This window comes from Kineosporia corallincola (assembly GCF_018499875.1).
Lineage (GTDB): Bacteria > Actinomycetota > Actinomycetes > Actinomycetales > Kineosporiaceae > Kineosporia > Kineosporia corallincola.
Map to the genome: position 1 here is coordinate 333,663 of NZ_JAHBAY010000002.1, position 24,545 is coordinate 358,207.

The 24,545-nt window shown below is 71.0% G+C and carries 24 protein-coding genes and 1 riboswitch; of the genes, 16 read left to right on the forward strand and 8 right to left on the reverse strand.

Annotated features, from left to right (window positions below):
- Positions 1-4 precede the first annotated feature (4 nt).
- Entirely contained in the window at positions 5-967 is a 963-nt protein-coding gene (locus KIH74_RS05740) for an ABC transporter substrate-binding protein (RefSeq protein ID WP_214154711.1), read from the reverse strand.
- A gap of 1,040 nt (positions 968-2,007) precedes the next feature.
- Between KIH74_RS05740 and KIH74_RS05745 the strand changes: the two genes are divergently transcribed.
- From KIH74_RS05745 to KIH74_RS05760, 4 genes are all read left to right on the forward strand, one after another.
- Positions 2,008-2,988 (forward strand): VOC family protein, encoded by a 981-nt coding sequence (locus KIH74_RS05745; RefSeq protein ID WP_214154712.1) that lies wholly within the window; start codon positions 2,008-2,010, stop codon positions 2,986-2,988.
- Between the two features lie 35 nt (positions 2,989-3,023).
- Entirely contained in the window at positions 3,024-3,905 is an 882-nt protein-coding gene (locus KIH74_RS05750; protein ID WP_214154713.1) for a sulfotransferase domain-containing protein, read from the forward strand.
- 91 nt (positions 3,906-3,996) lie between these two features.
- Positions 3,997-6,213, forward strand: coding sequence for a pectate lyase-like domain-containing protein (locus tag KIH74_RS05755; RefSeq protein ID WP_214154714.1), 2,217 nt, complete (start codon positions 3,997-3,999; stop codon positions 6,211-6,213).
- Positions 6,214-6,324: 111 nt separating this feature from the next.
- Positions 6,325-6,558, forward strand: coding sequence for a hypothetical protein (locus KIH74_RS05760; RefSeq protein WP_214154715.1), 234 nt, complete (start codon positions 6,325-6,327; stop codon positions 6,556-6,558).
- Between the two features lie 196 nt (positions 6,559-6,754).
- Here the strand turns inward: KIH74_RS05760 and KIH74_RS05765 are convergent, their stop codons facing one another.
- Entirely contained in the window at positions 6,755-7,069 is a 315-nt protein-coding gene (locus KIH74_RS05765; protein WP_214154716.1) for a hypothetical protein, read from the reverse strand.
- A 253-nt stretch (positions 7,070-7,322) separates the two neighbouring features.
- Positions 7,323-7,430, forward strand: a riboswitch (TPP riboswitch).
- Between KIH74_RS05765 and thiO the strand changes: the two genes are divergently transcribed.
- The 6 genes from thiO (at position 7,419) to KIH74_RS05795 (ending at position 13,204) form a co-directional block, all read left to right on the forward strand.
- On the forward strand, positions 7,419-8,594 hold the full coding sequence (gene thiO / locus KIH74_RS05770) for a glycine oxidase ThiO (RefSeq protein WP_214154717.1): 1,176 nt from the start codon (positions 7,419-7,421) through the stop codon (positions 8,592-8,594). It overlaps the preceding riboswitch by 12 nt.
- Positions 8,591-8,800, forward strand: a complete 210-nt coding sequence (gene thiS, locus KIH74_RS05775; protein ID WP_214154718.1) for a sulfur carrier protein ThiS — start codon at positions 8,591-8,593, stop codon at positions 8,798-8,800. Before thiO ends, thiS begins: the two co-directional genes overlap by 4 nt.
- A complete protein-coding gene (locus KIH74_RS05780) occupies positions 8,797-9,606 on the forward strand; it encodes a thiazole synthase (RefSeq protein WP_214154719.1) in 810 nt (269 codons plus the stop codon). Before thiS ends, KIH74_RS05780 begins: the two co-directional genes overlap by 4 nt.
- Complete coding sequence (gene moeB / locus KIH74_RS05785; protein ID WP_214154720.1) at positions 9,603-10,652, forward strand: molybdopterin-synthase adenylyltransferase MoeB; 1,050 nt, start codon at positions 9,603-9,605, stop codon at positions 10,650-10,652. Before KIH74_RS05780 ends, moeB begins: the two co-directional genes overlap by 4 nt.
- A 43-nt stretch (positions 10,653-10,695) precedes the next feature.
- On the forward strand, positions 10,696-11,394 hold the full coding sequence (locus KIH74_RS05790; protein ID WP_214154721.1) for a response regulator: 699 nt from the start codon (positions 10,696-10,698) through the stop codon (positions 11,392-11,394).
- Entirely contained in the window at positions 11,384-13,204 is a 1,821-nt protein-coding gene (locus KIH74_RS05795; protein ID WP_214154722.1) for a sensor histidine kinase, read from the forward strand. The genes KIH74_RS05790 and KIH74_RS05795 overlap by 11 nt, the downstream gene beginning before the upstream one ends.
- 23 nt (positions 13,205-13,227) lie before the next feature.
- On the opposite strand, the gene KIH74_RS05800 is transcribed toward KIH74_RS05795, so the two are convergent.
- Genes KIH74_RS05800 through KIH74_RS05810 form a run of 3 tightly spaced genes read right to left on the reverse strand, consistent with a single transcriptional unit; the run spans position 13,228 to position 16,354 of the window.
- On the reverse strand, positions 13,228-14,436 hold the full coding sequence (locus KIH74_RS05800) for an ABC transporter permease (protein WP_214154723.1): 1,209 nt from the start codon (positions 14,434-14,436) through the stop codon (positions 13,228-13,230).
- Positions 14,433-15,113, reverse strand: coding sequence for an ABC transporter ATP-binding protein (locus KIH74_RS05805; protein WP_214154724.1), 681 nt, complete (start codon positions 15,111-15,113; stop codon positions 14,433-14,435). Before KIH74_RS05805 ends, KIH74_RS05800 begins: the two co-directional genes overlap by 4 nt.
- Complete coding sequence (locus KIH74_RS05810; protein WP_214154725.1) at positions 15,113-16,354, reverse strand: peptidoglycan-binding domain-containing protein; 1,242 nt, start codon at positions 16,352-16,354, stop codon at positions 15,113-15,115. The genes KIH74_RS05805 and KIH74_RS05810 overlap by 1 nt, the downstream gene beginning before the upstream one ends.
- A gap of 218 nt (positions 16,355-16,572) precedes the next feature.
- Here KIH74_RS05810 and KIH74_RS05815 point away from each other — a divergent pair, with 218 nt between their 5' ends.
- The gene (locus KIH74_RS05815) at positions 16,573-17,133 is read left to right on the forward strand and encodes a hypothetical protein (protein WP_214154726.1); all 561 of its coding nucleotides are present in this window, start codon (positions 16,573-16,575) and stop codon (positions 17,131-17,133) included.
- Here KIH74_RS05815 and KIH74_RS05820 read toward each other — a convergent pair whose 3' ends face one another.
- Positions 17,134-17,865 (reverse strand): GntR family transcriptional regulator, encoded by a 732-nt coding sequence (locus KIH74_RS05820; RefSeq protein WP_214154727.1) that lies wholly within the window; start codon positions 17,863-17,865, stop codon positions 17,134-17,136.
- Here KIH74_RS05820 and KIH74_RS05825 point away from each other — a divergent pair.
- Entirely contained in the window at positions 17,864-20,710 is a 2,847-nt protein-coding gene (locus KIH74_RS05825; protein ID WP_214154728.1) for an FAD-binding and (Fe-S)-binding domain-containing protein, read from the forward strand. The genes KIH74_RS05820 and KIH74_RS05825 overlap by 2 nt on opposite strands.
- Positions 20,711-20,752: 42 nt before the next feature.
- On the forward strand, positions 20,753-21,523 hold the full coding sequence (locus KIH74_RS05830; RefSeq protein ID WP_214154729.1) for a maleylpyruvate isomerase N-terminal domain-containing protein: 771 nt from the start codon (positions 20,753-20,755) through the stop codon (positions 21,521-21,523).
- Positions 21,524-21,693: 170 nt separating this feature from the next.
- On the opposite strand, the gene KIH74_RS05835 is transcribed toward KIH74_RS05830, so the two are convergent.
- Complete coding sequence (locus KIH74_RS05835) at positions 21,694-22,056, reverse strand: hypothetical protein (RefSeq protein WP_214154730.1); 363 nt, start codon at positions 22,054-22,056, stop codon at positions 21,694-21,696.
- Between the two features lie 3 nt (positions 22,057-22,059).
- On the opposite strand from KIH74_RS05835, the gene KIH74_RS39140 reads away from it, so the two are divergent.
- Positions 22,060-22,464, forward strand: coding sequence for a CPBP family glutamic-type intramembrane protease (locus KIH74_RS39140; protein WP_214154731.1), 405 nt, complete (start codon positions 22,060-22,062; stop codon positions 22,462-22,464).
- Between the two features lie 28 nt (positions 22,465-22,492).
- Positions 22,493-22,645 carry a hypothetical protein gene (locus KIH74_RS05845; RefSeq protein WP_214154732.1) on the forward strand — a complete coding sequence of 51 codons (153 nt, stop codon included), beginning with the start codon at positions 22,493-22,495 and terminating at the stop codon, positions 22,643-22,645.
- A 16-nt stretch (positions 22,646-22,661) separates the two neighbouring features.
- Here the strand turns inward: KIH74_RS05845 and KIH74_RS05850 are convergent, their stop codons facing one another.
- Positions 22,662-23,552, reverse strand: a complete 891-nt coding sequence (locus KIH74_RS05850) for an SDR family NAD(P)-dependent oxidoreductase (protein ID WP_214154733.1) — start codon at positions 23,550-23,552, stop codon at positions 22,662-22,664.
- A gap of 101 nt (positions 23,553-23,653) precedes the next feature.
- On the opposite strand from KIH74_RS05850, the gene KIH74_RS05855 reads away from it, so the two are divergent.
- Positions 23,654-24,490: a helix-turn-helix transcriptional regulator gene (locus tag KIH74_RS05855; protein WP_214154734.1), complete on the forward strand. Its 837-nt coding sequence runs from the start codon at positions 23,654-23,656 to the stop codon at positions 24,488-24,490.
- Positions 24,491-24,545: the final 55 nt, after the last annotated feature.

Here is a 24,545-nt window from a genome sequence, read left to right on the forward strand (position 1 = left end):
GGCGTCAGGGCAGCAGTTTCGCCACGTCCGGCACGTTCTCCACCAGGCCGTCCTGCTGGGCCAGCTGCCCCAGCAACTGCACCGACTCGCTGTCGATCGTCTCCGGCCAGCGCGGCAGCACCACGGCCTCGCGCACCTCCGGCTCGATGTCGGTGTACGTGGAGAGCACCTCGCGCGCGGCGTCCGGGTGATCGTCGGCGTACGTCAGCGACTCCCGCATGGCGGTGGCGAACCTGGTGACGACGTCAGCGTGCTCGCTCGCGTACTGCTGCGAGGTGAAGTACAGCCCGACGGTCAGATCCGGGTCGGTCTGCGCGAAGTTGGAGGCGATCTCGCGCATGCCCTGCTGCTTGGCGATGGTCAGGAACGGTTCCACCACCTGCCCGGCGTCCACGTCACCACCGGCCACCGCGGCCGGGATCTCGGGGAACGCCAGCTCGGTGTAGTCGATCGCCGACGGGTCGCCCCCGGCGTCGCGCACCACCTTGTTCGTGGTGGTCGTGTTGATGTTCTTCAGGGTGTTCACCGCCACCCGCTTGCCGGCCAGGTCGGCCGCCGTCCGGATCGGGCTGTCGGCCGGCACCACGATCCCGCCGAAGTCCTTGCCCTTCTCACCGGTCGAGGCCACGCCCTCGGCAACGGCTTTCAGCGGCAGGTTCTGCGAGGCCGCCACCAGCAGCGAGGTGGTGTTGCTGAACCCGAACTCGTACTGCCCGCTGACCACGCCCGGCACGATCGCCGCGCCGCCCTGCGCGGTCGCCAGTTCCGGCTCCAGGCCCTGCTTCTCGAAGATGCCCTGCTCGATCCCCAGATAGATCGGCGCGACGTCGAGGATCGGGATCACCCCGACCTTGATCTTCACCGGCCCGGAGCCGCTCGCACCTCCGCCGCCCCCGTCGTCGTCGGAGCCACCACCGCAGGCGGCCAGCACCAGCGCCGCGGCCACCGTTCCCGTCAGAAGTCTCACCGGCAACCCGATCGGCAGTCCACGCGGCCGCCCCACCGGCATCCCCACCGGCATCCCCACCGGCATCCCCGTCGGCAACCCGGTCGGCCGCCCAACACGTCGCCCCGTCCACCACGCTGCCTGCCGCCCCGTGCGGCGCACCGCTCGCCGCCCCGTGCGCGACCCCGCCGACCGGCCGCCCCCGGCCCGGGACCGCCCGTCCCGTGCTGCTCCTCGCGCTCCCCAGACCCATCCGCGCATCGCCGGCTCCTCCTTGAGTTCGCAGCAACGGGACAACACCTAAGACGATTGTCAACAATCCCGTCAACGATTTGGTGGACCGCTGGCCGACAAGCCAGACCTTTTCTCCGCAGGATCCGGACCGCCTGAGTTTTTGACACCGGCCAGGCGCCCGAGGTGGTGTCAAACGCGAATGAGATCTCCCGCGGAGGTCCGCCCGGTTCAGGGTCACCCGTGCCCGCCGACACCGCGGTCGGGTGGAGCGGCCCCGGCAACAGCCCGGGCCAGTAGGCCCGCCCCAGCACAGCCCGAAGTCACGGCAAACCCAGCGACAGCCCGACACCGCGGCAAACCCCAGCAACGGCCCGAAGCCACGGCAAACCCCAGCGACAGCCCAAAGTCACGGCACCCCAGCGACAGCCCGACACCGCGCCAGACTCCAGCGACAGCCCGAGGCCACGGCAATTCCCAGCGACAGCTCGACACCGCGGCGGGCCCAGCGACAGCCCGACACGGCGGCGGGCCCAGCGACAGCCCTAAATCACGCCAGGTCCCAGCGACAGGCGGAAGTCGTGTCAGGTTCGGCAACCAGCCCGGGACCGGCCGGTCCCGGACAGATGCCGACGGCCAGGCCCCAGGGCGGCGCCCGCCCGTCGCCGAGACCACCGGATTGTTGACAATTTTGTGCACATCGCTGTTACGGTCGAACCGGGCACCGCCCCGCCGCGCGGCGAAATCTCCAGGGGCGCCCGCTTTCCCACCACGGATGCCGATGCCGACGACCTGCCCCTCGGGACAGCGCCGGCCCGAGAGGTGACCCGATGACCGACGCCCCCGAGCCCGTCCTCACCCACGATCCCGACCGGCCGCGCGACATCGCCCACCTCGGGCCGGTCGAGCTGTACACACCGGCGCTGGAGGAGTCCGCCGAGTTCTTCGTGCGGCAGATGGGCCTGCGGCAGGTGCACCGCGAGCGCGACAGCGTGTATTTGCACACCTGGGACGACTACCAGTCGTGGACCGTGCGCCTGGTGCGCCGGGAGCGGGCCGGGGTGGGGCGGACCTACCTGCGGGCATCCGGCCCGGCGGCGCTGGCCCGCACCGCCTCGGCGTTGCGTGAGGCCGGCATTGCCTGCGAAACCACTTCTGCGGTGCGGGGTCTGGGCGTCGTCCTCAATTTTGACGCGCCGGACGGGCACCCGATGGGACTGTACTGGGACGTGGAGCGTTACCGGCCCGGCGCGGACGACCGGCCCGGGCTGAAGAACCAGGCGGCGGCGTACCCGGGCCGGGGCGCGAACGTGCGCCGGCTGGACCACATCAATTACCTGACGTCCGACGTGCCTGCCGCCGTGCGTTTCGCCGGGGACCTGCTGGGCGGGCGGTGCACCGAGCGGATCGTGAAGGACGACGGGCAGCCGCAGGCGGTCTGGTTCAGCCTGATGAACAAGACCTACGACCTGGTCTGGACCGAGGACTGGACCGGAACCCGGGGCAGGCTGCACCATCTCGCGTTCGCGACCGACACCCGGGAGGAGATCCTGCGGGCGGCGGACGTGTTCCTCGACGCCGGCACACACATCGAGACCGGGCCGCACAAGCACGCGATCCAGCAGACGTTCTTTCTGTACGTGTGGGAGCCGGGCGGCAACCGGATCGAGCTGTGCAACGCCGGGGCCCGGCTGATCCTGGCGCCGGACTGGGAGACGATCTCGTGGAGCCGGGCGGAGCGGGCGAAGAGGCAGGCCTGGGGGTTACGCACGATCGAGAGTTTCCACACGCACGGGACACCGTCTCTTTAACTCTCCATTTACGGACGTTCTATTACCTTCCGGCCATGCCGATGCCCGCCCGTGTGTACGACAGCCCCCGTGACGACGGTAGCCGCTGGGCGGAATTCGCCTTCCGCCCCGGCGATGTCGTGGTCAGCGCCCCGGCCAAGTCCGGCACCACGTGGAGCCAGATGATCTGTGCGCTCCTGCTGCGGGGGCCCGGGGAGCAGCCGGTTCCGCTGGGTGAGATCTCCCCCTGGCTCGACGCCCGCACCATGCCCCGGGCGGAGGTCTTCGCCGCGCTGGAGGCACAGCCGGGCCGGCGGGTGATCAAGACGCACACCCCGCTGGACGGTGTGCCCGTGGTGCCGGGCGTGCACTACCTGGTGGTGGCGCGGCATCCGCTCGATGCGGCGGTTTCGCTCTACCACCAGTTCGGCAACATGGACCGGGCCGAGCTGCGGCGCCGGCAGGGCCGGGGCGACGGCCCCGTCCCGGCCCTGCCGCCGCTGCGGGAATGGTTGCGGGAGTGGATTTTCGCCGACGCCGACCCGGTCTCGGTGCCGACCGGCCTGGCCGGGATGCTGCACCACCCGGCCGTCGCGTGGCCACGGCGGCACGACGAGAACGTGCTGCTGGTGCACTACGCGGATCTGTCCGCCGACCCGGCGGGCCAGATCCGGCGGATCGCCACGTTCCTGCTGGTCGAGATGCCCGACGAGGCGATGCCGGACCTGGTCCGCGCCACCGGTCTGGACGCCATGCGGGCCCAGGCCGACCAGCTGATCTCCCGCGCCCTGCCGTTCCGGGACCGCGCCGCGTTCTTCCGCTCCGGCCGCTCGGGCACCGGGCTGGAGGCCGTCGACGCGCAGACCCTGGCCCACTACCGCGAGCGCGCCGCCCGGCTGCTGCCCGCCGGGCTTTCCGAATGGCTGCATCGGCCCTGATCCCGATCGCCCCAGCCGGACCTCTGTCGCGCGTCCCGCCGGAGATAAACTGAATCGGATCAATCGGAACAATCTACGCAAGGAGCCAACGATGTCTCCCTCCCACACGCTGCCCCGGCCGGGGCGCGGGTCCCTCGCGATGCTGGCCGGCCTCGTGCTGGCCCTCGCGAGTTTCCTCGTGCTCACCCCGGCCGGGCCCGCCTCGGCCGCGGCCACCCTGCTGTCGCAGGGGCGCCCGGCCACCGCCTCCTCCAGCGAGAACGGCGCCGCCACCGCAGCCGGCCTGGCCGTCGACGGGGACACCGGAACCCGCTGGTCCAGTGCCTTCTCCGACCCGCAGTGGCTCCAGGTCGACCTGGGCAGCAGCCAGGCGATCAGCCAGATCCGGCTGAACTGGGAAGCGGCGTACGCGTCGGCCTTCACCGTGCAGACCTCGCCGGACGCGAGCACCTGGACCACCATCACGCCGGTCACCGCCGGCACCGCCGGGATCCAGACCATCGATGTGAGCGGAACCGGGCGCTACGTGCGGATGAACGGGACCGCCCGGGCCACCGCGTACGGCTACTCGCTGTGGGAGTTCCAGGTCTACGGCGGCACCGACACCGGCACGCTGCCGACCTCCGACACCCCGGACTTCGGCGCGAACGTCAAGATCTACGACCCGTCGACGCCGGCAGCCACCATCCAGGCGGACGTCGACGCGGCCTTCAACTCCCAGCTGAACAGCTCCACCGCGCAGTTCGGGACGCAGCGCTACGCCTTCCTTTTCAAGCCGGGAACGTACGGCCGGGTCTGGGCGAACCTGGGTTTCTACACCTCGGTGGCCGGTCTCGGTCTCAACCCCGACGACGTGACGATCAACGGCGCGCTCAACGTGGACTCCGGCTGGAACTACGGCGACACGGCGAACGCCACCCAGAACTTCTGGCGCAGCGCGGAGAACCTGTCCGTGGTGCCCGAGGGCGGCACCGACCGGTGGGCGGTGTCGCAGGCGGCGCCGATGCGCCGGGTACACATCAAGGGCAACCTGACCATGGGGCCGTCCAACCAGGACACCGGGCAGGGCTACTCCAGCGGCGGCTACCTGGCCGACAGCAAGGTGGACGGGCAGATCTCCTCCGGGTCGCAGCAGCAGTGGTACACCCGCGACAGCACGATCGGCAGCTGGACCGGTGGGGTGTGGAACATGGTGTTCTCCGGCGTCAGCGGGGCACCGGCCCACGCGTTCCCGAGCCCGCCGCACACCACGCTGGCCGCCACCCCGGTGACCCGCGAAAAGCCCTACCTGTACGTGGACAGCGCGGGGAAGTACCGGGTGTTCGTGCCCTCGGTGCGACGCAACTCGGCGGGAGCCACCTGGCCGAACACGGCCGGCAGCTCGATCCCGATGAGCCAGTTCTACGTGGCCAGGCCGGGTGACAGCGCGGCGCGCATCAACCAGGCCCTGGCCCAGGGGCTGAACCTGTTCTTCACGCCCGGCACCTACACCCTGAGCGAGACGATCCGGGTGACCCGGGCCGACACCGTCGTCACCGGCATCGGTTTCCCGACGCTGATCCCCTCCGGCGGCGTCACCGCGCTGAGCGTGGCCGACGTGGACGGCGTCAAGATCAGCGGCCTGACCTTCGACGCGGGGACGACGAACAGCCCCACCCTGATGACCGTGGGCACGGCCGGCACGCACACCGACCACGCGGCGAACCCGATCAGCGTGCAGGACGTGTTCTTCCGCGTCGGCAGCAGCGTGCAGGGCAAGGCGACCACGACCCTGGCCGTGCACAGCGACGACACGCTCATCGACCACATCTGGGCCTGGCGGGCCGACCACGGCGGTGCTGCCACCGGCTGGACCGCCAACACCGGTGACACCGGCGTGCTGGTCAACGGGGACGACGTGCTGGCCACCGGCCTGTTCGTCGAGCATTACCAGAAGTACGAGGTGATCTGGAACGGCAACCGCGGCCGGACGATCTTCTTCCAGAACGAGAAGCCGTACGACGTGCCGAACCAGGCGTCCTGGATGAACGGGTCGCAGAACGGTTACGCCGCCTACAAGGTCGCGGACGCCGTCACCGATCACGAGGTGTGGGGCGGCGGCTCGTACGCGTTCTTCAGCGCCAACCCGGCGGTGAAACTGGACCACGCGTTCGAGGTGCCGAACAAGACGGGGGTCAAGCTGCACAGCGTGCTGACCGTCTCGCTCGGCGACGTCGGCACGATCAGCAACGTCGTCAACAACACCGGCGGGGCGGTGCCCAACCCGGCCGGGAACACCGTGCCGCGCAACGTGGTCTCCTATCCCTGATCCCGGGTGCCGGAGCTGAACCCTTCCGCGCTCCGCCGCGTACTGCTTGTTGTCAGCAAGTTCCAAGGGCAGACAACCCGATGTGATCAGATCCGAGAAGGAGAGCTCGCAATGCGCCTGAACTCATTGCGCACCGCCGGAACCGGGGTCGTCCTGGCTGCCGTCGCCACCATCGGGGTCGCCACGGCCTCGTCCGCATCCGCCGACACCGTGCTCGATCAGTGGTACCCGACGGCCTACGACTGCCAGTACGCCGGCAACGTCTACGCGCAGCAGGGCCTCATCAGCGGTTTCAGCTGCAACCCGGGCAACGGTGGATACATCCTCACCGGATGGCACTGGTAGCCGACGGGTCAACTCCGGCAGGAATGCACCGTCATCGGGCCTGATGCCCGGATGAACAGTGCCACCTCAGACCGGACCTCCCGGTGAGGGCAGGTCCGGGCCGGGGGCCGCCCATTGTGGCGGCCCCCGGTCGGTACTTCGCTTCCACCGGTTTAATTGCCGCACAACCGGATTCGATTGCGCCGCCGGCTCTTCGTCAGGGCAGGCAACCGGCCTGGACCAGCGGACTGGCGTACGTGCCGTAGACATCGATCTCTTCGTTGCAGCTCGACGAGATCGTACGGGTGCTTACATTCTTGACCGCCCCGGTGGAGAGGTCGGTCAGGCGCAGGACGTACGACTCACCGGCCGAGAAGCCGCTCGCACCAAGACAGTCCGAGGCACTGATGCCAGGCGTGGTGAGGCCACTGAAGACGGCCGTGAGACTGGTCCCCGAGACGTCGTTGCACCAGACGGTCGTCGTCGTGGCCGCGGAAGCAGGGCCGGCCTGACCGATCACCACGGTGGCCATACCGGCCAGGATAACTCCTGCTCCGGCTACTGACTTGGTCTTCAACCGCACACCGACTCCTCACTCAGGGGGACGTGAACAGGTCTGTCCTATCACCTGTTTCGGATGTTCGGTGAGCTCACCGCCCGCTTCGGGGCGATCTGTGCCCGATCTGACGGACGCTGCCGGCCGCAGAGGCAGCCCGGCGCGACCGCTGGTCCCGGCGTAGGCGTATGCGGGGGTTGCGCCATCGCCCGCCCAGGAGGTTATGGTGGCGGTGAACCACGGGAGCCCGGGCGCGGGCTGAGAGGGCGAACGATCGTCGCCGACCGTAGAACCTGCTCCGGATCATGCCGGCGAAGGGAGCGTCGTGAACAGCACTGTCATGCAGGGCAATTCGGGTTCACCGGACGTCATCGTGCTCGGCGGCGGCATCATCGGCCTGTCCAGCGCCTGGTCCCTGGCCCGTGCGGGGCTGCGGGTCGTGGTGGTGGATCCGGCCGGTGCCGTCGCGCGGCCACGTCCGGGAGCCACCTGGGCCGCGGCCGGCATGCTCGCCCCGGTCAGTGAGGCCAGCCTCGCCCACGAGCCCCTCACCCGCCTGGGAACGGCTGCCGTGCAGCGCTTCCCCGACCTGGTCGAGAGCATCCGGCAGGCCGGCGGCCCCGATCCGCAGTGGCGCCGCACCGGTTCGGTGGCCGTGGCCTACGACAGCGCCGACCGCGACGAGCTGCGCAGACGTCACGACGTGCAGCACCGCTGGGGTCTGGACGCCCGCATGCTGGAGGCGGACGAGTGCCGCGATCTGGAACCGGCCCTCGATCCGGGCGTGGCCGGCGGCGTCCTGATTCCCGATGACCATCAGGTGAATCCGCGCCGTCTGGTCGCCGGCCTGCTGCACATGCTGACCCGGGTGGCCGGGGTCGAGGTGATCGCCCGGGCCGGGCGCCCGCAGCTGGTGGGCGGCCGGGTCGAGGGGGTGCGGCTGGATGACGGGCAGATGCGGTCGGCACCGGTCGTCGTGCTGGCCACCGGGGCCTGGAGCAGCGACGTCTGCCCCGTGCGCCCGGTCAAGGGGCAGATCCTGAGGCTGCGAATGTCCGCGCGGGATGCGCTGTTACGGCATCCGGTGCGCGGGATCGTCGCCGGGCGGGAGGTGTACCTGGTGCCGCGGGCCGACGGTGAACTGGTGGTGGGGGCCACCACCGAAGACGTCGGCCTGGACGAGAGTGTCACCGCCGCAGGCGTGTACGAGCTGCTGCGCGACGCGATCACTCTGGTGCCCGGCATCCAGGACCTGGAGCTGACCGAGACGCTGGCGCGCTGCCGCCCCGCCTCCCCCGACGGCCTGCCGCTGATCGGCAGGTGCCACGTGCCCGGCCTGGTGCTGGCCACCGGGCACGGCCGCCACGGCGTCCTGCTCAGCGCCCTGACCGGCGACGCCGTGCGGGACGCGGTGCTGGGCCGGCCGCAGGACGACGCGGTGACGGCCTGCGATCCGGGACGTTTCACCGATCCGGTGACGCTGGAGGGACGGGCGGCATGATCGACGTGTGGGTGAACGGCCAGCAGCGCAAGGTTCCGCGTGAGGCCACCGTGGAAGACGTCGTACGGCTGGTGACCGGCGCGGACTGCCTCGACGGCATCGCGGTGGCGCGGGCCGAGGAGGTGGTGCCGGCCGGGGCCTGGTCGCGCACGTGCGTGACGACGGGCGACCGGCTGGAGATCCTCGGGGCGGTGGCCGGCGGATGAGTGACGACCTGGTGATCGCGGGCCGTACCTTCCGTTCCCGGCTGATTCTGGGGACCGGCGGCGCGAGCGACGACGCCCTGCTGGAGCGCACGCTACGGGCGTCGGGCACCGAGCTGACCACCGTGGCGATGCGCCGCGTGGACGGTTCCCGGGCCGGCACGCTGTCCGGGCTGATGCGCGAGGCCGGGGTGAGTCTGCTGCCGAACACGGCGGGCTGCCGTACCGCGCGCGACGCGCTCCTGACGGCCAGGCTCGCCCGGGAGTCGCTGGGCACGCCGTGGGTGAAGCTCGAGGTGGTGGCAGACGACGACACGCTGCTGCCCGACGCCCCCGAACTCCTGCGCGCGGCGTCCCTTCTCGTCGACGACGGCTTTACCGTGCTGGCCTACACCAACGACGATCCTGCCCTGGCCCTGCGTCTGCAACGGCTCGGCTGCGCCGCGGTCATGCCGCTCGGCTCCCCGATCGGCACCGGGCTGGGCATCCTGAACCCGCACAACATCCGGCTGATCGCCTCCACCTTGCACGTGCCGGTGATTCTGGACGCCGGTGTCGGCACCGCTTCCGACGCCGCCCTGGCGATGGAGCTGGGATGCGACGGCGTGCTCCTGGCCAGCGCCGTCAACCGGGCCCAGGATCCCGAGCTGATGGCCACCGCGATGGCGCACGCGGTGACGGCGGGACGCGCCGCGTTCCGGGCCGGGCGGATTCCCCGCCGCGACCGGGCCCTGGCCTCCTCGCCTCACCAGGGCCGCCCCGAATTCTCGCCACCGACGTCCCTGATCGACTCCGGGGCCCGCGCATGACCGTGACCCCGCAGGCCGAGCAGCGGTACTCGCGGCACCTGCTCCTGCCCGAGATCGGCGCGAGCGGTCAGCAGCGGTTGCAGGAGGCGTCGGTGCTGCTGATCGGGCTGGGTGGTCTGGGATCACCGGCGCTGGCCTACCTCGCGGCGGCCGGGGTCGGCACCATCGGGCTGCTCGACGACGACCGGGTGGAGGAGTCCAACCTCCAGCGTCAGGTGATCCACCGTCAGGAAGACCTGGGCCGCCTCAAGGTCGACAGCGCCGCCGACGCCGCGGCCCGCCTGAACCCGCTGATCACCGTGCGGCGCCACCCGCAGCGCCTGACCGCCGCGAACGCCGCCGGCCTGTTCGCCGAGTACGACCTGGTGATCGACGGTTCCGACAACTTCGACACCCGCTACCTGGTCAACGACGCGTGCGAGCAGACCCGCACCCCGTGGGTGTGGGGCGCGGTGCTGCGCTTCGAGGGTCAGGTCAGCACGTTCTGGCCGGGCCGGGGCCCGGTCTACCGGGACCTGTTCCCGCGTCCCGCCCCGCCCGGCCGGGCGCCCTCGTGCGCGGAAGCCGGTGTGCTGGGCGGCGTCTGCGGCATCATCGGCTCGATCCTGGCCACCGAGGCCGTGAAAATCCTGACCGGCAGCGGGGAGTCACTGCTGGGCCGGGTGCTGCTGCTGGACACCCTCGCCTGGACCTGGCGTGTCCTGCGGCTGCGGCCCGACCCGGACCGGCCACCCGCGCCGGCACCGGTCACCGCCCTGACCGCGGCCGAGCTGGCCGCCCGGCTCCGGGACCGGCGCGAGGGCAACGGCGACTTCGTCCTGATCGACGTCCGTGATCCCGAAGAGCACTCCGCCGGAACGATTCCCGGTGCGCTGTCGATTCCGCTGGCCGACCTGGGGAGCGCGTACCTGCCCCCGGACCTGCCGATCGTGGTGCACTGTGCGTCGGGGGTCCGCTCCGAGCAGGCCGTGCGCCTGTTGCGTGAGCGCGGGCTGCGGGAGGTGAGCCACCTGGCCGGCGGTTTTCGGTCCTGGCTGGGCTGCTAACCTGCGCTCACCCCGTTCCCCCGCTACGACGAGATGCCGCCCCATGCCTGAATTCATACTCGTGGCCGAGGACGATCCCGGCCAGGCCGAGCTGGTCAGCACCTACCTGCTCCGTGAGGGGTTCGAAGTCACCGTCGTGCCCGACGGGTCGGCCGCGCTCGCCGTGGCTGCCCGACGCCGACCGGACCTGGCCATTCTTGACGTCATGATGCCGGGGGTCGACGGGCTCGAAGTGTGCCGGCGCCTCGGTGGGGACGAGGGGGTCGCCGTCGTGCTGCTCACGGCCCGCTCCACCGAGAACGACATGCTGCTCGGCTTGTACCTGGGTGCGGACGACTACGTCACCAAACCCTTCAGCCCACGCGAGCTCGTGGCCCGCGTACGCACCGTTCTGCGTCGTACCCGGCGCCAGAGTGCCCTCGCTGCTGAACAGATCGCCGTCGGGCCCGTGCTGGTCTGGCCCGACCGGCGCCAGGTGACCTACGCCGGGGTCCCGGTCGAGCTGACCCGGGCCGAGTTCGACATCCTGTGCGCGCTGGCCCGTCGTCCGGAGCTGCCGGTATCGCGTCGGCAGTTGCTGGAATCCCTGCACGGGGCAGCGGATTACATGACCGAGCGCACCATCGATACTCACGTGATGAATCTGCGTCGCAAGATCGAGCCCGACCCGCAGCAGCCGAGACTGGTGCAGACCGTCTACGGGGTGGGTTACAAATTGGTGACTCCCGCCGATGATCTCTGAGAACGAGCGGCGCGGGGCAGTGTCCGGACTGCGCTTCCGGCTCGTGGTCTTCTGCCTGGTGATCGCCGTGATCTCGATCGGCACCACGGCATGGATCGCCGTCAGCAGTACATCCTCGTCACTCAACCAGCAGTACAGCCAGAACCTCAGCAATACCACGGCCGTGTACTCGGCCCTGTCGGAATACGCTGCCACGCAATCGTCCTGGGACGGGGTGACACCTCTGGTCGAAGACCTTGAGCAGCGCTACCGCACCAGGATCACCCTGACCCACGAGGGCGGCACGGTGATCGTCGACTCCCACGGTACCCGGCCCCTTCTCATCGGGACCCGCCCGACCGCGGTGATCAATCCACTGCAACCGGACGTGTCGATCGGGGACGTGGCCGTCGTCGGCGGGGTGGACGCCCGGGCGCTGGGCCCGTACCGGCTGACACCTGCACAGCAGGCCGCCACCCGGCGCAGTACGGCGGCGACACAGGCTTGCATCCGTGATCACGACGGGCTCACCGTTCCCGTCGAGACGCTTCCCAACGGTCGTGTCTTCCTGACCGACAACATCGATCCGTTGTTCTGTCCCTTGGATGATGCCGGGGGCCTGGCCACCGTGCCGGAACGACAGGCCGGGCAGCAGCTTCTTCCCGCTCTGGCCCGTTGCTTTCCCTCGGCTCACGTCACCGGGAGGCAGCAGATGACGGTGACGTTGGCGACCCGCAAAGTCACCGTCGAGCCCGCGTCGGCCGGTTTTCTCGATGCGGTCGGCCGGCTGCTGTCCCAGACCTCCGGTTCCACGAGGGAGTGTGTCATCGCCGCGCGTCGGGCCCAGCTGGCGCCCTTCGTCGCACCCCCCGCCCAGCTGTTCCTGTCGACGTCGGTCACTTCGACCCTGCCGGGACTGACAGGCGTGGGATTACGCCGCGTCGTCCTGGCCGGTACGGTCATTCTGCTGGCCACCCTGACGATCTGCTTCGTCGCAGCGAGTCGCGTACGCCGTCCTCTGGCCGAATTGACCGACGCGGTGACCCGTATCGCGGCGGGTGCACGGACCGGGGCCCTGTCGTTGCACGGCACCAGCGAGATGCGGCAGCTGGCTGTCGCCGTGAACGACCTCACCGTGCAGCTCGACACCGCCGAGCAACGCCGTCAGGACATGGTCAGCGACATCGCGCACGAGCTGCGCACACCACTGGGGAATGTCCGGGGCTGGGTCGAGGCGATGCAGGACGGGGTCGTCGATCCCGACGCTGCCACGCTGGGGCGCGTCCACGGTGAGGCGCTGGTGCTCCAGCGCCTGATCGACGATCTTCAGGACCTGGCTCTGGCCGACGCCGGGCAACTGGCACTGCACCCCGAGCGGATCGACCTCGCGGTGCTCGCCGAACAGGTCGTGACCACGGCCCGAGTCGGCGCCCCCGGCGCGGTCGCGATGTCGCTGGACGCCCGGGGAGACGCCGTGGTGCAGGCCGATCCGGTGCGGTTCCGGCAGATCGTCGGCAACCTCGTCTCGAACGCGCAACGGGCGACGGCCACCGGTAGCATCCGCGTCACCGTCACCGGCCGCAGAGATGAGGTCACCGTCGCCGTCACCGACACCGGGCGGGGGATCGGCGAGGACGATCTGCCCCATCTGTTCGACCGCTTCTGGCGAGCGGACAAGTCCCGCAGCCGGGCCCGGGGCGGCAGCGGCCTCGGCCTGGCGATCACTCACGCTCTGGTCACCGCTCATGGTGGGCACATCACCGTGACCAGCGAAGTTATGCACGGGACGACCGTGACGGTGCATCTGCCCCGCCGGCTCACACCAGGCTGAGACTTCCCTCCAGGAGCGGATTCTCACAGGGCTGCCAGGGCGGCGGTCGGGGAGATCCGGCTCGCCCGCATCGCCGGGTAGAAGCCGGAGACGGCCCCGACCAGGACGGTGACCCCCACACCGGTGGAGCTCACCCACAGCGGCACCACGACCGGCCACCCCTGGATCTGAGCGTAGACCGTCGTCACCACGCTCCCGCACACGCAACCCGTCACCCCTCCGAGGACCGACAGCAGGATCGCCTCGCTCAAGAACTGCACCCGCACCTGTCCCCGGGTTGCGCCGAGGGCGCGGCGCAACCCGACTTCCGGGCGCCGTTCGAGGACTGAGACGATCATGGTGTTGGCGATGCCGATGCCGCCGATCACCAATGCCACCCCGGCCAGGCCGATCAGCAGGCCGGACGTCGTCGCTGTGGCCGCCTGACCCGCCGCGATCGCATCCGAGGGGATTCCCACCGCTATTGTTTCGGGAGCGGTCGGCGAGACCGACCGGGGAATGATGGTGCCTACCGCGTCGAGCTGGTCCTGCACCACCCGCACGTAGACGCTGGTGGGGTGACCGGCGAACCGGTAGTGGGAGCGGGCGGTTTCCCATCCCATCAGCACCGAGGTGTCGATCTCGGGTGCGAGGGGCACGGGATCGAGCACACCCACCACCGGAACCAGCTCGGCTCCCACCACGACGTCGGCGCCCAGCCGGTCGATCCCGAGCCGCTGGGCCGCGGCGGAACCCAGGACGACCGAGGGATACCGCGCGGACGCTGTGGTGAACCAGCTCCCGAAGGCGACGTCGGCGTGCAGTGTGCCGAGTAGGGTCGGATCCGCGGCCAGCACGGCGAGGCTGCCTGTCTCCCCTGCTGGGACGTGGTCGTTGCGGTAGGCGCTGAACGGCAGCGACGCGGTGGCCGAGGCCGCGAGCACCGGGCCGATCCGGGCAATGCTCGTGCGGGTGGTCCTCGGCAGGGTGGCCAGGCCCTCGCCCTGCGCCCGGTGAGCTCCGGTCACGTGCAGCAGGTTGGGGCCGAGGCTTTCGATTCGCCGCTGGATCTCAGCTCCGCCGGAGGAGGAGATACCGACGATGGCCACCATGGCGGCGACGCCGATCGCGATGCCCGCGGCAGCCAGAACCGTTCGTAGGGGCCTTGTCCGCAGGCCGGTGGCCCCCAGCCGGGCCACGTCAGCCAGGGCCAGCCGTGTGGGCCGCAGGTTGTTCCTCCGCGTACTCCTCATCGCTTCCGGCCCCCCCGCAGCTGTCCGTCGTTCATGGTCATCTGCCGTGGCAGTGCAGCAGCGAGTTCGGGGTCGTGGGTGATGATGACGATGGTGGTCCCCTGACTGTGCAGTTCACGCAGCAACGTCATGACGTCGTTCCCTGATGCGGTGTCGAGGTTTCCGGTGGGCTCGTCAGCCAGAAGGAGTGCCGGGCGCCCGATCACGGCGCGGGCGATCGCCACGCGCTGGCGCTCACCTCCGGACAGCTGGTGCGGGAGGTGATGCAGGCGATGCAAAAGACCCACCCGCCCAAGAGTTTCCCTGGCCCGGGCTTGCCGGACTGTGCGGTGGGCCCCGGCGTAGAGCATGCCGTCCGCCACGTTGTCGAGAACGCTGGTGCCCACGGCGAGATGGAACTGCTGGAAGACGAAACCGATGGTCCGGGCGCGTAGCGCGGACAACTGCCGGTCCCGTAGACCGGCGATGTCGTACCCGTCGATCCGGACCTGGCCTGCGCTGGGAAGGTCCAGCGCGCCGAGCAGGTGCAACAGGGTTGACTTGCCCGATCCGGAACGCCCCACGATCCCGACCATTTCGCCACGCTCGATGTCCAGGTTCACCCCACGGACCGCGACCACACCGCCCGGATAGGTTTTGGTGACGGCGGTGAGCTCCACCAGGGGCCCGCTACGCATCAGTCGCCGACCGGGAGGGACACTTGCAGGCCGGCGTACACACCGACGCCGCTGATCTCGGCCTTCCCCCCGGCGAAGAGCCCGGTCTTCACCGCCACGTAGCTGCCCGATGCGGTCTGCACCCCGTAACCACCTTCGGCCAGCGCGATGAGGGCTGCCGAAGGGACGCAGAGAACTCCGGCGCGGTGAGCGGTGACGTGGGTGACAGAGACCGCGACACCAGCCTTCTTCAGTGCGGACTGCCGGGCGACACGCAGGACGATGTCGAGACTCTGCCCTCCGTCGGAACCTGTTGCGTCCGAGAGTTTCACCGAGGAGATCACTCCCCGGACGGTGTCGCCGTTCTCGATGTCCACGTTCATTCTCGTCCCGATGCGCGCCCAGGTCGACGTACCGTCGACGGTCGCGGTGATCACGCGGGTTCGGCTCGTGCGCTCCAGTGCCGTGGGTGACATCGCCTGTCCTACGGTCACTCCCTCCCCGGGAACGATCCTCAGCGGACCGGAGGCATAGAAGATGTCTCCGAGTCCGACTTCTCCCGTCGGCCTTTCACCGAGGTCCCGCTGCCAGCGTCGCACGGCGTCGGCGGTCGAGCGGGTGTAGGTCTTCCGATCGTCCAGCCCTGCGTAGCCGAGCCTGGTGAGAGCCCGCTTCAGTTGCCGGACGTCCGCGCCCCGCAGCAATGGCCCGGTTGCCGTCTCGGTGCTGTCCGGGTCCGTGGACGCTTCCCCGGTTGCCTGGCCCGCACTCCCCCGGTCCGCTGTCTGACCAGTGGCGGCCTGCCCTGCGGTCGGCTCGGCCGGCAGCCGGAGAGTGCGGTACTGGGGAACTGCCCCGTACAGCAGAACCACCGGCCGATCGTCGACGCGGATCAGCGTTTCTCCCTCGTGGACTGTCGTACCGGCCTGGGGCAGCCAGGTGATCAGTCCCTGGGCCTGCAACGGCAGCGGCTGTGCCGCACCGTAAGTGGCCACGGCGGAGAAACTCTGGCTTTCCGTCAGGGTGCAGGATGCGATGGTGGTGATGCGCATGGTGACGTCTGCCCGGGGAGCGGGCCGGTCGCCACCTCCCAGTCCAAGGGCCGCACCGCCGATGACAACCCCGACCACCACCAACGCAGCGCCGGTGAGTGTGACGACGCGGCCGCGTCGCGGCCGCACCGGTTCGCCCGGCTCCTCGGGCCTGCCCCGGCGCACGGCGACCGGTCTGCTCCTCGATATCCGCTTCATGCCGGTGCTCACCCTTCTCGTGATCTCCATGAGTGAACCGGAGCGACTGTCAAGAACCTGTCAGCATCCGATCCGGATCCCGTCGCCCTACCTGAGCGGGTGCCTCCTGCATGCCAGGCTCGCCGCGACACCACTGCACGACAGCGGCCTGCGCAGAGTGTGCGGGCCGCTCCAGAGAGGGGAATCGCATGCCCAGCAACGCCCGGCCCGCCTGGACCACGGTCGCGGTGATGACGGCCACGGTCACGATCACCGCGCTGGCCGGCTGTTCGAGTGCCTCCACCGCCTCCATCGCCAGCGCGGCCCCGTCAGGCTCCCGGGCGACGCCGGCGACCAGTGAGGCCGGCTCCGATGCCAGGTTTCAGGACTACCTGGCGAGCGAACGAGCCTTCGCCACGTGCATGCGCGCCGCGGGACTCGATGTGAGCGATCCCGAGCCTGACGGAACGCAGAGGGCGCCCTACAAGGAGCAGATCAAGGGCACCGGCCTCAGTAAGTCACAGCAGACCGCCATCGGCAGCTGCCAGACCAAGCTGCTCCCTGATCCCCGTCCCCAGAGCTACCCCCTCCTGAGTGACGAGGAGTTCGCCTTCAGCCAGAAGATGGCTGTCTGCTTCCGACAGCACGGTGTGCCCGAATACCCCGACCCTGTCCGTGAGACCGACCCGTCGCTGGCCGGTGTCAAGCATTACGACGCGGCTCTCGACGCCGTACCGACGGACACCACCACTTTCCGGGAAGCCTTGAACGACTGCTCCGTGGCCGTCACCGGACACACAGGTATCGGCTGATCAACCGGCGGAGCTCCCGGGGACGTCCGGCAGATCCCCGTGATCGGCCGAGACCTCGCGCCACAGGCCGCCGATCGAGGGGTCCCCCACGGACACCCCGGCGGCCTCCGCCATCAGCAGCAGGCCGGTCGAGGTCAGGTGCGCCCGCATCGCCTCACCGGCCGCGGCGCCGTCACCACCGCGGACGGCCTCGACGATCGGCCGGTGCTCGGAGCAGATGGCGGCGTGGGTGCGGGCCGTGGGCTCACCCAGCAGGCCGGTGGTCTCGCGCAGCCCGGCCACGATCCGCGCGGCCCGCCGGTTGCCCGCGCCGAGCAGGACCAGCTGGTGCAGACGCCGGTCGTGCAGCCAGAACTCCTCGTCGTCCCGCGCGTTCTCCATGGCGTTCATGCAGGCCACCAGGTCGTCGCGGGCCTGGGAGTCGTCCAGCCGGGCCAGCCGGCGGGCGGCCGGCACCTCCAGCGACAGGCGCACGGCGAAGATCTCGGCCAGGTCGCGGGCCTGTGGCAGCAGCACGCGGAAGCCCCGGTTGCGGCTGATCTCGACCAGCCCCGCCTCCGACAGCCGCAGCATCGCCTCACGCACCGGGCTGCGGGAGAAACCCAGTGCCTCGGCCAGCTGGTACACCGAGTAGATCTCGCCCGGTACGTACCTCCGCTGCCGGATCCCGGCCCGGACCTCCGCGACCACCTGCTCGGACAACGACGCCGCCATGATTAACATGTTACTCATGTCCAGCCTCACCACGCTCCAGACCGACGCCGCCTCCGCCTTGCGCAGGGCCGGCCTGGAGGTCCGCGACGACGCGGGCACCAAGGCGATGTACTCCACCGACGCCTCGTTGTACCGCATCCCGCCGCTGGCCGTGGTGCGTCCGCGGCACGTCGACGAGGTGGCGGCCACCCTGGCCGTCGCCCGCGACCTCGGGGTGCCGCTGACCTCCCGCGGCGGCGGCACGTCGATCGCCGGCAACGCCATCGGCCGGGGCATCGTGGTCGACTTCAGCCGGCACCTCAACCGGGTGCTGGAGGTCGACCCGGCCACCCGCACCGCCCGCGTCGAACCCGGCACCGTGCACGCCGTCCTCCAGAAAGCCGTTCTGCCGCACGGCGTCCGGTTCGGCCCCGACCCGTCCAGCCACCCGCGCTGCACGATCGGCGGGATGATCGGCAACAACGCCTGCGGCAACCGGGCGCTGGGCTACGGGCGCACCTCCGACAACGTCACCGCCATGACGCACCTGCTGGCCTCGGGCGAGACGCTGACCACCGGGTACGACGACGGCACACCGTTCGCGCACGGCCCGGCCTCCCTCCTCGACGAACTGAGGACGGCGACGGGCCGGCACCTCGCGGCCGTGCGCACCGAGTTCGACCAGTTCGGCCGCCAGCTGTCCGGGTACGCCGTGCAGCACCTCCTGCCCGAGCGCTTCGACCTGGGCCAGGCGCTGATCGGCTCGGAGGGCACCCTCGGCGTGCTCACCGAGGCCACGGTGCGCCTGGTCAAGGACCCCGACCACCGGGTCGTCGTCGCGATCGGCTTCCGCGACATCGTGGCCGCCGGTGAGGCCGCGCCCACCGTGGTCACCTTCGGGCCCACCGCCTGCGAGGGCATGGACGAGCGGCTGGTCGGGGTGCTGCGCGCCCGCCGCGGCGACAGCGCGATCCCGCCGATGCCCCGCGGCGGGGCCTGGCTGTTCGTCGAGATCGCCGGCGACGACCGCACCGACGTGCTCGACCGCGCCCACGCGCTGGCCGCGGCCGGCCTGGGGCTGGAGGCGAGCGTCGTGGAAGACCCCGCCACCCAGGCGCGGTTGTGGCGGATCCGTGAGGACGGCGCGGGCCTGGCCGGTCGCGCGCCCTCGGGCAAGCCCGCCTGGCCCGGTCTGGAGGACGCGGCCGTGCCCCCGCAGCGCCTGGGCGCCTACCTGGCCCGTTTCGACGAGCTGGTGGCCGGGCACGGCATGACCTCGGCGCCGTACGGGCACTTCGGCGACGGCTGCATGCACGTGCGCCTGGACTACCCGCTCGACCGGCCCGACGGCCTCCGGGTACTGCGCGAGTTCCTCACCGCCGCAGCCGGTCTGGTGGCCGAGTTCGGCGGCTCGATCTCCGGCGAGCACGGGGACGGGCGGGCCCGCGGCGAGCTGCTGTCGCTGATGTACTCCCCCGGCGCGATCGCCCTGTTCGGCGCCGTGAAGAACGCCTTCGACCCGCAGAACCTGCTCAACCCGGGGGTTCTCGTCGATCCGGACCCGTTCGACGCCGACGTGCGCGCGGCCGGCGTCAGCTACCGCAAGAACCTGGCCTTCATCTACGAGCACGACGGCGGTGACCTGGCCCAGGCCCTGCACCGCTGCACCGGCGTGGGCAAGTGCCGGGCCGACAACTCCGCCGCCGGTGGCGTGATGTGCCCGTCGTACCTGGCCACCCGTGAGGAGAAGGACTCCACCCGGGGCCGCGCCCGGGTGCTGCAAGACGTGGTGCGCGGCGACCTGGACTGGCGATCGCCCGCCGTGGAGGAGTCGCTGGACCTGTGCCTGGCCTGCAAGGGCTGTGGCTCGGACTGCCCGACCGGCATCGACATGGCCACCTACAAGTCCGAGGCGCTGTACCAGAAGTTCAAGGGGAAACTGCGCCCCCGCTCGCACTATTCGCTGGGCCGGCTGCCGCAGTGGGCGCGGCTGGCCGGGCGGGCGCCGCGGCTGGCGAACCTCGGCATGCGGCTGCCCGGGGTGAAGCGGCTGGCCCTGTTCGGCGCCGGCGTCGACTCCCGGCGCTCGGTGCCGGAGTTCGCCCGCACGCCGTTCCGCCGCTGGTGGTCGCGGCAGACCGAGGCCACGCGGACGGCCGGCGCCCCGGTGATGCTGTTCGTCGACTCGTTCTCCGACGGGTTCTCGCCGGAGGTGGCCGAGGCCACCGTGCAGGTGCTGCGCGACGCCGGGTACGAGCCGCAGCTGCCCTCGGCCGGCACCTGCTGCGGGCTCACCTGGATCACCACCGGTCAGCTCGACGCCGCGCGCCGCATCCTCGGCTCCACGGTCACCGAGCTGGCCGCGGCGGCCCGGGCGGGCATCCCCGTCGTCGGCATCGAGCCGTCCTGCACAGCCGTGCTGCGCTCGGACGCCGTTGAACTGCTGGGCAACTCGCCGCTGGGAGACGACGCCCGGCTCGTCGCGTCGTCCACCAAGACCCTGGCCGAACTGCTCACGGCCACCGACGGGTGGACGCCGCCGGACCTGTCCGGCACCACGATCGTGGCCCAGCCGCACTGCCACCACCACGCCGTGCTCGGCTGGAACACCGACCGGGCCCTGCTGGCCCGCACCGGGGCGGACATCCAGACCCTGGCCGGATGTTGTGGTCTGGCCGGCAATTTCGGCGTGGAGATCGGGCACTACGAGGTGTCGGTGAAGGTCGCCGAGGCCAACCTGCTGCCCGCCCTGGACGGCAAGCCGGACGCGGTGGTGCTGGCCGACGGGTTCTCCTGCCGCACCCAGATCGAGGACCTGCGCGAGCGGCCGTCGCTGCACCTGGCGCAGCTGCTGGCCGGCGCGGCGCGGCAGCCGCGGGGATGAAACTCGCTGGCCCCGGACGTCCACGGCTGGTAGACATCCGCGGTGACGACGCCCCCCTCGTTCCCCGACCTGCTGCGCCTGATCGACGAGCGGTTCGCGACCTTCCGCGCCGTGATCGCCGCCGCCCCCGACCTCGGCGTGCAGGTTCCGACCTGCCCGGAGTGGACCCTGCTCGACCTGGCCCAGCACATGGGCCTGAGCCGGCGCCGGTGGGCGGCCACGATCGAGGCCGGACCGGACGCCACCGGTCGCGTCATGCTGGAAAGCGCTCCGGCAGAAGGCGAGACGCTGGACGCGTGGCTGGCCGACTCGGCGCAGGCGATGATCGGCGCACTGCGGGACGCCGGACCGGACCAGGGCTCGTGGGTGTGGTGGAAGGACGCGCAGTCACCGGCCACCTGCGGCGCGGTCGCCCGGCACCAGCTCCAGGAGATCGCCGTGCACACCTACGACGCCCAGCTGGCCGTCGGCGACCCGCAGCCTCTGGTCGCCGAGCTGGCGGTGGACGGTGCCGAGGAGTTCCTGTTCACCTGCTGCGCCACGTCCAGCCCGTGGCCGTACCGGCCCGCTGTCGTGGACTACCAGGTCACCGAGGGCGTGACCTGGCGTCTGTGGCTGTCTTCCGAGGGCATCCGGATCGCCCGGCTGACGGACGACGAGATCGCGACCGCCGGGCCGGCCGATGCCACCGCCCGGTCCACGGCCGGCGACCTGATGCTGGTGTTCTACAGCCGGAGCCCGCTGGAGACGCTCATGATGGACGGCGACCGGGCGATCTTCGAGCAGCTGGCGGCGTGGGACCCGTCCGCGTGACCGTCCGGGCGGAGCCAGGACGGGGTGCCCGTCGTCGTTTTTGACACCACCGTCGGCGCCTGGCCGGTGTCAAAAACGAAACGCTCTCCCGGTCCCCGCCCGAACAGTCGCACACCGGATGCCGCCGGGCGGGACCGGACGACGCGGCGGCATCCGTCAGCCTGCCCGGCTCAGGCCCAGGCCTCGACCCAGGCCTTGCCGCTGGCCCAGCCGACGCCGGTGGCCGGCAGGTCCTGCTTGGAGTAGTAGACGACCTGCACAACCGCCGAGGGGGCGTTGCAGACCTTGTAGGTGCGCACCTCCTGGCCGTACCCCGACACGTCCGCGTCGTAGCTGTACTTGGTGCCCGTGCTGCCGATGATCTTCGCGACCCTGGCCTTCGACATGCCCACCTTGATCTTGCCGAACTCGGCCACGGTGGCGCACGAGGTGTTCGCGGCGGCCGTCTGCGGAGCCACCGCCGCGTTCGCCGAGGCGGCGCCGCCGACCACCAGGGTGCCGGCGACTCCGATGCCGATGAGGGCACGACGCATGAAGTGAATTCCTTCCGGGACAACCCGGAACCGCTCCGGGGCTGCACGCTCCGTCGGACCGGCCCGACCACTCGTGATACTCCGGACGGGTCGAACCTCACCCGGCGCAGCCGCCTTCGAAGGACGCCTTTCGCCTGGTACCCGGCCCTCGACGGGCTCCGTGCCCAGCGCGACAGCGCGTTCTTCCTGGCCCTGCTGGCCGGGGCATCAGTGGTGAACGCCGTTGCCGAGGAATCACTCTGGCGCCGGGCGATGCCGGAATTCCTCCGGCGCCAGGGCCTGGGCTGGTGGCCGGCCACGGCCGCCTGCTCGGTCTCGTTCGGGCTGGCGCACCGGTTCGCTGTGGCCCTCCGTGCTGGTCCACACCCTCGCCGACATCCTGCTGATCGGCGGGTGATCGGCCGGTGACCGGCAGACGACGGAGCATGATGGGCCCATGGACGACGACTGGTCCGCGATCCGGGAGCATCTGCGGCGCCTGGCCACCGACCACGGCGCCCAGGCCGAGGGCAGCACCGCCGGCTGGCGCGGCGGCACGGTGCCGGCCGGAGCCACCGTGGCCTGGCGGCAGCTGCCGCGCTGGGAGTGAGCCGCCGCAGCCCAGGTCAGAGGGCGAAATCGAACTCCTTCCCTAGCTTTTCGACGGTCGCCTCCCACAGCTGCGCCGCCGCCTGGGCATCCCGGCCGCGGCGCCCCGGCCGGCGCACCTTCGGGTAGCCCCGTACGCTGCCCAGGCCGTCCGGCCCCACGTACGCGTTCGCGGGCACGTCCTGCGTGGCCGCGTACAGGGTGGGCAGGGCACCGGGCTCGAGGTCGTTCAGGAGCGGCTGGGCCAGGCCGTTCAGCCAGCCGGAGAAACCCCCGACGTGCGCCACCAGGTTGGTCTTGGCGATCCCCGGATGCGCCACGACCGACCGCACCGGGCGGTGGGCGGCATCCAGCCGGCGCTGGAGTTCCAGGGAGAAGAGCACGACGGCGAGCTTGGAGTCGCAGTAGGCCTTCCACGGGTCGTACCGGCGCCCGCCCCGGTCCAGCTCGCCCGGGCGGATCCGGCCCTGTCGGTGCAACTGCGACGCGGTGTGCACGACCCGGCCGCCGATGTCCGGCAGCAGGGCGTTGGTCAGCGCGAACGGGCCGAAGTAGTTGGTGGCCATCTGGCTCTCGAGGCCGTCCGCGGTGGCGGCGTACGGGACCATCATGATCCCGGCGTTGTTGATCAGCACGTCCAGCTTCCCGGTCCACGACGCGGCGAACGCCCGCACGGAGTCCAGGTCGGCGACGTCCAGAAGACGCAGCTCGACCGCGCCCCGGGCCGGGCCGATCGTCCGCGCGGCCTGTGCCCCCTTGTCCAGGTTCCGCACCGCCATGACCACGTCGGCGCCGGCCCGGGCCAGCTCGCGGCTCATCACCAGGCCGATCCCGCCGGAGGCGCCGGTGACCACGAACACCTGACCGGTGAGGTCGGGAAGGTCTGCTGCGGTCCATCTCTCGTTCATGGCGCCGACGCTAGAAGCCCCGGCCGGGCGGGGGAACGGCCGGTTCATCCACTGATCGGCAGACAGTGGATGCGTGGCGGGCGAGGGTGGAGACTCGGCCCATGGAACCAGCAGCTCTCGCCGACTTCCTCCGGACCCGGCGGGAACGCATGCAGCCCGAAGACCTCGGCCTGCCGCACGGCGAGCGCCGCCGCACCCGGGGGCTGCGCCGGGAGGAGGTCGCCGCGGCGGCGGGCATGTCGGCCGACTACTACTCGCGGATGGAACGGGCCGCCGGCCCCCGGCCGTCGGAGCAGATGATCGCGGCCCTGGCCCGAGGGCTGCGGTTGTCGCTGCCCGAGCGGGACTACCTGTTCCGGATCGCGGGTTACGAGGCGCCGCAACGCATTCTGCGCACCGATCACGTGGACGCCGGGCTGATGCGCGTCGTCGACCGGCTCGTCGACACCCCCGCTGTCATCATGAACGCCCTGGGCGAGACACTCGTGCAGACGCCGGCGGGAGTGGCCCTGCTCGGTGATCACAGCCGGTACCAGGGCCTGTCCCGCAGCGCGATCCACCGCTGGTTCACCGACCCCGCCGAGCGGCTGATCTACCCGCCCGCGGACCGGGCACAGCATTCCCGGGTGCTCGCCTCGCACCTGCGCGACGTGATCGCCCGCTCCGGCCCGCAGGGGGTGCCCGGGCAGATCCTGGCGGCGCTGGAGGCCGGTGCGTCCGACTTCGCGCAGGTCTGGGCCGAGCACCCGGTGGGCGTGCGGTACAGCGAGCGCAAGCGGTTGCTGCATCCGGAGGTCGGGGAGCTGGACCTGCACTGCCAGACCCTGCTGGACCCGGAGCAGGCGCAGACGCTGCTGGTGTTCACCGCCTCCCCGGGCAGCGCCAGCCAGGAGAAGCTCGAGCTGCTGGGGGTGATCGGCGCCCAGCGACTCGGGTGAGGCAGGCCACGTCCAGAAGCCTCTCCCTCGGGGCCGGGCGGCCTACCCTGCCCGT